The sequence below is a fragment of the Mesorhizobium sp. M7A.F.Ca.CA.002.04.1.1 genome, assembly GCF_004022805.1.
In the GTDB taxonomy this organism is placed as follows: Bacteria; Pseudomonadota; Alphaproteobacteria; order Rhizobiales; family Rhizobiaceae; genus Mesorhizobium; species Mesorhizobium ciceri.
In genome coordinates, this window is record NZ_RZPL01000116.1 from 1 (window position 1) to 10,550 (window position 10,550).

A 10,550-nucleotide genomic window follows, 5' to 3' on the forward strand; every position below is an offset into this window, starting at 1 on the left:
GTTGGTGAGGATGGCGTCGTCGGGCAGCATCTTTTCGAGATAGTTCATGATCGGGCCCATCTGGACCGGGCCGGGGCCGCTTTCGGGTGGTGTCGACCAGTCGAGATAGGCGGCATGCAGCTTTGGCGTCTCGGCTGCCCAGACGGGTGCGGAGGCCGGCTTGCGTTTGGCGAAAGCGTCGACGAAGGCGGACGGCGAGGCGTTGATAGCCAATGCCGGCCTGTAAACGCGGCCGAGCTCGCCGGAATCGGCATGGACATGGACCAGTGTCTGGGCCGGGTAGGGGCTTTTCAGCAGCGTGTAGTCCGAGGAGGGCATTTCGCCCATGCGGCCGCCGATCAGCAGCACGAGGTCGGCCTGCTTGATCGCTGTGGCCAGCTTCGGGTTGATGCCTATGCCGACATCGCCGGCATAGTTCGGATGCAGATGATCGAACAGCATCTGGCGGCGGAAGGAACAGCCGACCGGCAGCGACCAGGCCTCGGCGATCGCGCGCATTTGTGCAACCGCCTCGGCGTCCCAGCGCGTGCCGCCAAGGATGACGAAAGGCCGCTTGGACTTGGCCAGCAATTTCTCAAGCGCATCGAGTTCGGCTTCCCCGGGCCGCGTTTCGACCGGTGTGTGCGGCAAGGCGACGGGCGCTTCAACGACACTGGTCAGCATGTCTTCGGGCAGCGAGATCACCACTGGGCCGGGACGGCCCGATGTCGCCACGGCGAAGGCGCGGGTGACGAATTCTGGGATGCGCGAGGCGTCGTCGATCTCGACTACCCATTTGGCGATGTCGCCGAAGAACCTCTTGTAATCCACCTCCTGGAAAGCCTCGCGCTCTTTGGCGTGGCCGGCGACCTGGCCGATGAACAGGATGACGGGTATCGAATCCTGCATGGCGATGTGGATGCCGGCCGAGGCATTGGTGGCGCCGGGGCCGCGGGTGACGAAGCAGATGCCGGGCTTGCCGGTCAGGCGGCCGTGGCAATCGGCCATCATGGCGGCACCGCCTTCCTGGCGGCAGACGATGGTGCGGATCGCTGAATCGTGCAGCGCGTCGAGCACCGCCAGATAGGATTCACCGGGCACGCAGTAGATGCGGTCGGTGCCGTTGGCTTCGAGAGCGTCGACGATGAGTTGTCCGCCAGTCTTCATTGTCCAGACTTCTCCAGTTCGGCAAGGATTTCTTGGGTGTGCTCGCCCAGGCGCGGCGAGGGGCGCTCATAGACCAGCGGCGTGCCCGACATCACCATCGGCGCGCGCACCGAAGGCAGAAGATTGCCATGGCCGTCGTCCAGGTCGAGCCGCATGCCGCGCGCGATCGTCTGCGGGTCGGCGAACATCTGGCCGATCGTGTTGATCGGGCTCGCCGGCACGCTGGCCGCTTCGAGCTTTGCCAGCAGCGGATCGCGGTCAAAAACCTTCAGCGCCTCGACCATGCGTTCGCGCAACTTGGCCCGGTTGGCGACCCGGGCGGGATTGGTGGCGAAGTCGGGATTGGCAGGCAGGTCGTCCAGCCCGACGGCAGCGCAGAATTTGGCGAACTGGCCGTCATTGCCCACCGCCAGGATGATGTGCCCATCCCGGACCGGCACCACCTCGTAGGGGGCGATGTTCATATGCGCATTGCCCATCTGCACCGGCGATTTGCCGGAGACGAGATAGTTCAAATTCTGGTTGCCGAGCGCCGAGATCTGGGTGTCGAAAAGCGCCATGTCGACATGCTGACCGTCGCCGGTCTGCTCGGCATGGCGCAGTGCTGCCTGGATGGCGATGACCGAATAAAGGCCGGTGAAGATGTCCGAGATGGCAACGCCCGCCTTTTGCGGCTCGCGGCCGACCTCGCCGGTGATCGACATCATGCCGGCCATGGCCTGGATGATGAAGTCGTAGCCGGCGCGCGGTGCGTACGGACCGTCCTGGCCGAAACCGGTGATCGAGCAGTAGACGAGGCGCGGGTTGATCTTGCGCAGGCTGTCATAGTCGAGGCCGTATTTCTTCAGGCCGCCGAGCTTGAAGTTCTCGATCAGCACGTCCGAAGTGGCGACCAGCCGGCGCACCGTCTCGGCGCCTTCCGGGGTCGAGAAATCGATGGCGATGGAGCGCTTGCCGCGATTGCAGGAATGGTAATAGGCGGCCGACAGGTTCTCGCCGTCCTTGCCCATGACGAAGGGCGGGCCCCATTTGCGGGTGTCGTCGCCGCCATCGGGGCTCTCGACCTTGATGACATCGGCGCCGAGATCGGCAAGCAACTGCCCGGCCCATGGCCCGGCAAGGATGCGGGCGAGTTCGACGACGCGGACGCCTTTCAGCGGGGGCTCAGCCATGGATCACCGTGGTTGCCGCAATCACTGCGATTGCTGCGAAAGCAGAGCCTCTATCAAGCCCTGCAACGGCTGTCACGGCTCTTGCAATGGGCCAATCCGTCACGCTTTGAGGACTTCGTCGGCCCAGGCGGCGAAATCATCCATGATAATGTCGCGATTCACCTCGTTCAGGCTTTCGTGGCGGGTGTCGGCGTAAACCTTTGAAACCAGATTCGAAAAGCCCATCTTGCGCATGCGATTGGCAAGATGGGTGATCCCTTTGCCATAGTCGGAAGCCGGATCCTTCTCGCCGCCGACGATGCTGACGGGCAGGTCGCGCCGGATACCGGCAAAGCCGGCATCCTTGCCACCGTTCAGCGCCATACCGACGACGTCGCGCCACATCGACACCGAAGCGTCCCAGCCGCACAAGGGATCGGCAATGTATTTCGCCACTTCCGCTTCGTCGCGCGACAGCCAGTCGAACAGCGTGCGGTGATTGGGCACCGCCTTGCCCCAGGCCTGGAAGGTGAGTTTCGGCAGCAGGCGCGATGGCACGTCGGAGCCGAGCCGCATCCGTTCCCAGGCAAGGATGCCGAGCGCAAGCTGCCCAAGCGGGCCTTGGGAGAAATTGCCGTTCCAGATTGCTGCCGCGTGAACGCGTGGCGAGTGGCGCAACAGGTAGTTCAGCGCCACCGACGCACCCATCGAATGGCCAAACAGGATGACCGGTCTGTTTGGCCGTTCGCGGGCGATGAGATCATGGATGACGTCGACGTCGGCGATCACCTTGGCGGCACCGTCCCTGTCGGCGAACCTGCCGAGCGGAGCGTCGGACGCCTTGGTCGCGCCGTGGCCGCGATGATCGTGGACATAGACGTCGAAACCGCGCGAGCCAAGAAAATCGGCAAAGCGGGCATAGCGCGCTGCGTGCTCGGCTAGCCCGTGATTGATCTGGACGACGGCGCGTGCCCGGCCATCGGCCTGCCTGACGAAAAGATTGAGCTCGGCACCGGTCGGCGAGGCAACCACGCGCTGCTGGCTGAATGACATGCCGCCTGGTCCCGCCCTTGCTTTTGTCGTCGTTGGCTTTGTTTGCGCCGGCCCACATTATGCGTCAATCCGGCAAACCCGCTTTTCGCGACGATGTTTCTTGCGTTCGGTCAGCAAAATATCGCAATTCTGACATGGAGACAGCTTCAGTCTGTCGCCCACTTCTTCAGCCGGGGATTCTCCATGCGCATCGGTGTCGTTTTCGGATTGGCCATGTTGGCGGCGTCGCTGGCCGGGGCCGCGCATGCCGACGTGAAGATGAGCGGCAGCTTCGTCGCCGACGCCGCCTGTCCGGCGACGCAAGCGATCAAGAACGGCAAGAACCCCGGCAATGTCTCGACCGATGCCGGGCAGAGCTATCAGTTGCTTGCCGGCAACAAGGAGACGCCGACGCATTATCTCATCCTGGTGCCGGGCGCCGATCCGGAGCGCCGCTGGGTGAAGGTCAGCTGCGGCCATGTTTCCGGCAGCAGCGCGGCGACCGTGCCGGCCGCGCCTGACGGGCAAGGCAAGCCGGCGGCATCGGGGAAGCCCGAATACGTCTTCGCGCTGAGCTGGCAGCCGGCGTTTTGCGAGACAAAGTCGAACAAGACCGAATGCAGGGCACAAAGTGCCGGCGATTTCGACGCCACGCATTTCACCTTGCACGGCCTGTGGCCGCAGCCGAATGGCAATTTCTATTGCCAGGCGACGGCGAGCGACAAGGCCAACGACAATCCGGCCCACTGGAAAGACCTGCCGCCGGTCAATCTTGACGCCAACACCCGCACGGAACTCGATCAGGTGATGCCTGGAACGGCCTCCCATCTCGAACGGCATGAATGGATCAAGCACGGCACCTGCTACGGCAAGAGCCAGCAGGACTATTTCTCCGATGCGCTGAATTTGATGCGCGCGGTGAACAGTTCGCCGGTGCGCGATCTCTTTGCCAAAAACATCGGCGGCAAGCTAACGGCCGACCAGATCCGCGGCGCTTTCGACACTGCCTTCGGGGCGGGAGCAGGGGACCGCGTGCGCGTTTCCTGCGTCATCGATCCGTCGAGCGGCAGGCGGCTGATCGGCGAACTGACGCTCGGCCTCGCCGGCCCGATCGGCCCAAACAGCGCGCTCAAGGACCTGCTGCTGGCTTCGGTGCCGACCAACAAGGCAGGCTGCCCGACCGGCACCGTCGACGCTATCGGGTTCCAGTAAGGGCGGCTGAACGGCGCCCAGACTGCACGAGCAGCGGTCCAAGCTTGTCCGTGTGATTGGCCTGATCTGGCAAAAGCGATTGCCGTTCGCCGCCGCATCGCCTACATAGCGGCCAACCTCCATTCAATTCGACAAATCCAGTCGGTTTTTCAGGGAAAGCGCGCGTGGCACGCCAGTTCATCTATCACATGGCCGGCCTCAACAAGGCCTATGGCACCAAGAAGGTGCTCGAGAATGTCCATCTCTCCTTCTATCCGGACGCCAAGATCGGCATCCTCGGCCCCAACGGTTCGGGCAAGTCGACGATCCTCAAGATCATGGCTGGGCTCGACAAGGAGTGGAACGGCGAAGCGTGGCTCGCCGAAGGCGCCACTGTCGGCTACCTGGCGCAGGAGCCGGCGCTCGATCCGGACAAGACCGTGTTCGAAAACATCATGGAAGGCGTCGCCGCCAAGACCGCCATCATCGAGCGCTACAACGAATTGATGATGAACTATTCCGACGAGACGGCCGACGAGTCGGCCAAGCTCCAGGACGAGATGGACCGGCTGAACCTATGGGACCTCGAACAGCAGGTCGAGATGGCGATGGAAGCGCTGGGCTGCCCGCCCAAGGATTCGGAAGTCACCAAGCTTTCGGGCGGCGAGCGCCGCCGCGTCGCGCTTTGCCAGCTTTTGCTGCGCCAGCCCGACCTTCTGCTGCTCGACGAACCGACCAACCATCTCGACGCCGAAACCACGGCATGGCTGGAAAAGCATCTGCGTGCCTATCCGGGCGCCGTGATGATCATCACCCACGATCGCTACTTCCTCGACAACGTCACCGGCTGGATCCTGGAACTCGATCGCGGCCGCGGCATTCCCTATGAGGGCAACTACACCAAATACCTCGAAGCCAAGGCCAAGCGGCTCAAGCAGGAAGGCCGCGAGGACGATGCCCGCCAGCGCGCCATCGGCCGCGAGCGCGAATGGATCCAGTCGAGCCCGAAGGCCCGCCAGACCAAGTCCAAGGCGCGTATCCAGGCGTTCCAGGACCTTTTGGATGCAGCCGACAAGCGGCGTCCGAGCGATACGCAGATCGTCATCCCGCACGGCGAGCGGCTCGGCAATGTCGTGATCGAGGCGGAAGGCCTGTCGAAGGGCTTTGGTGACACGCTGCTCATCGACGGCCTGGAATTCAAGCTGCCGCCCGGCGGCATCGTCGGCGTCATCGGCCCGAACGGCGCCGGCAAGACGACACTGTTTCGCATGATCACCGGCCAGGAAAAGCCGGATGCGGGTTCTGTGCGCGTCGGCGAAACGGTGAAGCTCGGCTATGTCGACCAGAGCCGCGATGCTCTCGATCCGTCGAAGACGGTGTGGGAAGAGATTTCCGGCGGCGCAGAAGTGGTCAAGCTCGGCAAGTTCGAGGCCAACACGCGCGCCTATTGCGCGTCGTTCAACTTCCGTGGCGGCGACCAGCAGCAGAAGGTCGGCAACCTCTCCGGCGGCCAGCGCAACCGCGTGCATTTGGCCAAGATGTTGAAGACCGGCGGCAATGTGCTGCTGCTCGACGAACCGACCAACGATCTCGATACCGAAACGCTGGCCGCACTCGAAGACGCGCTGGAAAATTTCGGTGGCTGCGCGGTCATCATCTCGCACGATCGCATGTTCCTCGACCGCCTGGCGACGCACATCCTCGCCTTCGAGGGCGACAGCCATGTCGAATGGTTCGAGGGCAATTTCGAGGATTACGAGCAGGACAAGATCCGCCGCCTCGGGCCGGATGCCGTCAACCCGCACCGCATGACCTACAAGAGGCTGACGCGGTAGGGGGGGTTCCGGGCGGCGATCTCAACCGGCATGAGGAGCTCAAATGGCTGATTGGTCCGCCGCCCAATATCTGAAATTCGAAGACGAGCGCACGCGGCCCGCAGCCGATGTCGACGACCCGGCGTGGAAAGTCGACGGGCACCTGCGCCACAAGATCCCGCGCGGGCCGGGCAACTCGACCGAACTGCTTGTCGAGCGCTGGCCGGATGCTGAGGTGAGCGGCTTCGACACTTCGCCCGACATGATCGAGAAGGCGCGGGCTCGCTTGCCCGAGGTCACCTTTGATCTGGCCGATGCCTCCAAATGGCAGCCGGCGGAGCCGGTCGACGTGATTTTTGCCAATGCGGTGTTCCAGTGGCTGCCCGAGCATCCCGCAGTCTTCCAGCGGCTGATGGGTTTCCTCGCGCCAGGCGGCGCGCTTGCCATCCAGATGCCCGACAATCTGGGCGAGGACTCCCACCGCCTGATGCGCGAGACCGCCGCCGAATTGCCGTTTGCCGAAAAGCTCAAGGGCGCGGCACGCGGGCCGTTGCCGCCGGTGTCGTCCTACTATGACCTCCTGTCGCCGCTCAGTGATCGGCTGGATATCTGGCATACCATCTACAACCACCCGCTTGCCGACGCGCAGGCGATCGTCGAATGGGTGAAGTCGACGGGCCTGAAACCGTTCCTCGATCCGCTGGATTCCGACGAACGGGCGATGTTCCTCGAAAGCTACACGGCCAAGATCGCCAAGGCCTATCCGAAAACGGCTAGCGGCAAGGTGCTTTTGCGCTTTCCACGCATCTTCATCGTTGCCAAGCGGGCCTGATTATCCATGTTGCACGAGGACCAGTCCGGCCTAAACCTTTGGTTTAAGCCGGCGTAAACCGCCGCGGTGAGAAAACTGTTGCGCCGGAGCGTTCCGGCGCCCACATGAAGCCCGCAACGCCTGCGGATGGGACGGACTGGACATGCATCGCGTCATCATCAGCGGCATCGGCGTTGAAATCCCTGAAGCCACAATCACCAATGAAGAGCTGGTGGCCAGCTTCAATGCCTGGGTCGACGCGGAGAATGCGCGCCGCCTGGGCACCGACGAGCCGCCGCTGGCGAAATCGGATAGCGACTTCATCGTCCACGCTTCGGGCGTGCGCACCCGTCATGTCATCGAGCGCGAAGGCATTCTCGACCCGACCCGCATGTCGCCGCGCATTCCGGCTCGGCCCGACGATGCGCTGTCGCTCGAAGCCGAGTTCGGCATCGCCTCGGCGAAGAAGGCTCTCGAGCATGCGGGGCTACAGCCGTCGGATATAGACCTGGTGATCTGCTCGGCCTCGCATCACCAGCGGCCCTATCCGGCGATCGCCATCGAAATGCAGGAGGCGCTGGGCACGAAGGGCGCAGGCTTCGACATGGGGCTCGGCTGTTCTTCGGCGGCGGCGGCCTTGCACATCGCCGTCAATTTGGTGCGGTCGGGCGCGCACAAGCGCATTCTGGTGACGACGCCCGAGATCATCACCGGCCATCTCAATTTCCGCGACCGGCAGACGCATTTCATTTTCGGCGACGCTTCGGTGTCGATGGTGGTCGAAGGCCTGGCCAAGGGCGACAAGCGGCCGGGGCGCTTCGAGGTGCTCGACACGCGCATCTGGACGCAGATGTCGAACAACATCCGCACCAATCTGGGCTACCATACCCGCACCGCCCAGGATGATCCCTACATGATCAATCTGGAAGGCAACCTGATCAAGCAGGTCGGCAACAAGGTGTTCAAGGAAGTCACCGTCGCCGGGCAGAAATTCATCGTCGAATTCCTCGCCGAGCACGGGCTGACGCCGCAGGCGATCAGGCGCTTCTGGCTGCATCAGGCCAATGCGCGGATGAATGCGATGATCCTGAAGCTGTCGTTCGGCCACGAGGTCGATCACGACCGCGCGCCAATGGTGCTGGAGCGGCTGGGCAACACGGCGGGCGCCGGGGCCATCGTCGCGCTGTCGGAGAACCACGCCGATATGAAGCCGGGCGATTTCGGTCTGATCTGCGCCTTCGGCGCGGGCTATTCGATCGGCGGCGCGCTGCTGAGAATGCTTTGAGGCTGCCGCGTCATGCTGGTGCGAACGGCACCAGCATCGGAACGCGCGCGGCATAGTCGTCATAGGCGCTGCCCAGTTCGCCGCGCAGGAAATTTTCTTCCAGCCTGGCTTTCGTCACGATGCCGATGATGAGCAGCGCGGTTCCGGCTATGCCCCACATGGTGCCCTTGGCTGCCATGGTGGCGAGGATCGCCAGCAGCAATCCGGTGTAGATCGGATGCCGGACAAGGCCATACGGGCCGGTGTTGACGACACGGTGCCCGGCCTTGGCGGTGATGGTGCCCGACCACAGCCTGCCGAGATGCAGGCGCGCCCACCAGGCAAAGGCGATGCCGATGGCGATCAGGGCGACACAGATCCAGGCTTCGGGGAGATCAGGCATCCACAGCCTGAGCCGGCCTTCATAGCCGTGCGCCGGAATGAACAGCAGCACCGCGCCGGCTATCCAGAGACCCCGATAGCGGGCCTCCGCCTTGAACCCGGCGCGCTTCTGGGCAGGGTCGGACCACAAAGCGGCGACGGCCCAGCTTCCTGCCCAGATCAACCAAAGCAACGTGATTGCCGTCACAGGTCGCATGATCAGCCTCCGCAAACCGTCTGGACGTCACTATGAAACCGGCACCGCGCGCCGGCAATGCGGTGCGAGATCGATGACAGGTAAGAAAAGCGTGATCGCGATCCTATCGGTGCTGTTGATCGGACGATCAGCACTTTCGACTGGACGCCGCGAAGCGCGCCCGGCTAATTCGCTGGATGACGAATAGAAAGAACGCCATGCCGGATCTCTTCCCCGAGGCTGAAAAGCCGGTTGAAATCATTGCCGCGCGAAAGCTTGCCGCCAGGGCGGCAGCGCTTTACGTGGCGCCGGCGGATCATTTTCAGACGCGCCCGGTGGACGAATTGCGGCTGGGTTTCGACGGCATTTCAGGCGATTTCCATGCCGGGCCGACACGGCGCTCGGGCGGGCGCGAGCCCTGGTATCCGCGCGGCACTGAAATGCGCAACGAACGGCAGCTGTCGATCGTGGCAGCGGATGAACTCGCCATCGTCGCCGAGCGCATGCGCCTGGCCGAGATCAGGCCGGAGTGGATCGGCGCCAATCTTGTGATCGAAGGGGTGCCGAACCTCTCCATGCTGCCGGCCGGCACGCTGCTGTTCTTCAAGGGCGGCGTGACAGTCAAGGTCGACGCGCAGAATGGTCCGTGCCGCATCGCCGGCCGGTCGATCGCGGAGAACGCCGGAATGGCCGACGTCGAAGCCGGCGCTCTGCTGTTCCCGAAAGCGGCGAAGCGGCTGCGCGGCATTGTCACCTGGGTAGAGAAGCCAGGCACGGTTAGGGCAGGCGAAGAGATATCGCTGCGCGTGCCGGAGCAGTGGATTTATCAAGCCTGAGGGCCGGCTACGCCGCCCATGGAGCGGCGCAGCAAAAGCGCTGGACTTCAGCCCTTGCGGTTCTTCTTCACGCCTTGCGCCATGATGGAAACGTCGTCCCACTTCTCCCAGGTGGCAATGCGGTTGGCGTATTCCTGCTTGATCATCGGCAGGCCGCCATCGCCGAAGAATACCCGCAGCGGCGGCTCGGCGGCGTCGACAATGGCCAGCATGGCCGGCCCGGTGGCGTCTGGATCGCCGGCGACCGAATTGGCGCGGCGCTCGGCCATCTTGGCACGGGCGGGCGCATAGGCCTCGATCGGTTGGGATACCTTGGCCGACGGCCCGGCCCAGTCGGTGGAGAAACCGCCCGGCTCGACCAGCGTCACATGGATGCCGAATTCCGCGACCTCGATGCTGAGCGACTGGCTGAAGGCCTCCAGCGCCCATTTCGAGGCGTGGTAGAGGCCGAGCGAGGCAAAGGCATTGACGCCGCCGATCGACGAGATCTGGATGATGTGGCCGGAACGCTGTGCCCGCATGATCGGCAGTGCGGCCTGAGTGACCCACAGAGCGCCGAAGACATTGGTTTCGATCTGGTCGCGAGCTTCCTGTTCGCTGACCTCCTCGATGGCGCCGAAATGGCCGTAGCCGGCATTGTTGATGACGACGTCGAGCCGGCCAAAACGCTTGTGCGCCTCGGCGACAGCGGCATCGACGGCTTTCTTGTCGGTGACGTCGAGCTTTAT

10 protein-coding genes are annotated in these 10,550 nt (G+C 63.6%); 5 read left to right on the top strand and 5 right to left on the bottom strand.

The window, feature by feature from the left end:
- The 3 genes from ENZ75_RS08765 to ENZ75_RS08775 all read right to left on the bottom strand — a co-directional run.
- The coding region (locus ENZ75_RS08765; protein ID WP_128278030.1) for a thiamine pyrophosphate-binding protein at positions 1-1,146 on the bottom strand (1,146 nt) is incomplete at its 3' end.
- Complete coding sequence (locus tag ENZ75_RS08770) at positions 1,143-2,318, bottom strand: CaiB/BaiF CoA-transferase family protein (RefSeq protein WP_063168498.1); 1,176 nt, start codon at positions 2,316-2,318, stop codon at positions 1,143-1,145. The genes ENZ75_RS08765 and ENZ75_RS08770, both read right to left, overlap by 4 nt.
- A 99-nt stretch (positions 2,319-2,417) precedes the next feature.
- Positions 2,418-3,350 (bottom strand): alpha/beta hydrolase, encoded by a 933-nt coding sequence (locus tag ENZ75_RS08775; protein ID WP_063168497.1) that lies wholly within the window; start codon positions 3,348-3,350, stop codon positions 2,418-2,420.
- A 183-nt stretch (positions 3,351-3,533) separates the two neighbouring features.
- On the opposite strand from ENZ75_RS08775, the gene ENZ75_RS08780 reads away from it, so the two are divergent.
- From ENZ75_RS08780 to ENZ75_RS08795, 4 genes are all read left to right on the top strand, one after another.
- Complete coding sequence (locus tag ENZ75_RS08780; RefSeq protein ID WP_063170270.1) at positions 3,534-4,541, top strand: ribonuclease; 1,008 nt, start codon at positions 3,534-3,536, stop codon at positions 4,539-4,541.
- A 164-nt stretch (positions 4,542-4,705) separates the two neighbouring features.
- Positions 4,706-6,355 carry an energy-dependent translational throttle protein EttA gene (gene ettA / locus ENZ75_RS08785; protein ID WP_013530923.1) on the top strand — a complete coding sequence of 550 codons (1,650 nt, stop codon included), beginning with the start codon at positions 4,706-4,708 and terminating at the stop codon, positions 6,353-6,355.
- Between the two features lie 43 nt (positions 6,356-6,398).
- Positions 6,399-7,166, top strand: coding sequence for a trans-aconitate 2-methyltransferase (gene tam, locus ENZ75_RS08790; protein WP_128278031.1), 768 nt, complete (start codon positions 6,399-6,401; stop codon positions 7,164-7,166).
- A gap of 142 nt (positions 7,167-7,308) precedes the next feature.
- Positions 7,309-8,430 carry a beta-ketoacyl-ACP synthase III gene (locus ENZ75_RS08795; protein ID WP_027160654.1) on the top strand — a complete coding sequence of 374 codons (1,122 nt, stop codon included), beginning with the start codon at positions 7,309-7,311 and terminating at the stop codon, positions 8,428-8,430.
- A 10-nt stretch (positions 8,431-8,440) separates the two neighbouring features.
- Here the strand turns inward: ENZ75_RS08795 and ENZ75_RS08800 are convergent, their stop codons facing one another.
- The gene (locus ENZ75_RS08800) at positions 8,441-9,007 is read right to left on the bottom strand and encodes an isoprenylcysteine carboxylmethyltransferase family protein (protein ID WP_063168495.1); all 567 of its coding nucleotides are present in this window, start codon (positions 9,005-9,007) and stop codon (positions 8,441-8,443) included.
- Between the two features lie 197 nt (positions 9,008-9,204).
- On the opposite strand from ENZ75_RS08800, the gene ENZ75_RS08805 reads away from it, so the two are divergent.
- Complete coding sequence (locus ENZ75_RS08805) at positions 9,205-9,822, top strand: MOSC domain-containing protein (protein ID WP_063168494.1); 618 nt, start codon at positions 9,205-9,207, stop codon at positions 9,820-9,822.
- Positions 9,823-9,869: 47 nt separating this feature from the next.
- Here the strand turns inward: ENZ75_RS08805 and ENZ75_RS08810 are convergent.
- A partial coding sequence (locus ENZ75_RS08810; RefSeq protein WP_128278033.1) for an SDR family NAD(P)-dependent oxidoreductase occupies positions 9,870-10,550 on the bottom strand: 681 nt, incomplete at its 5' end.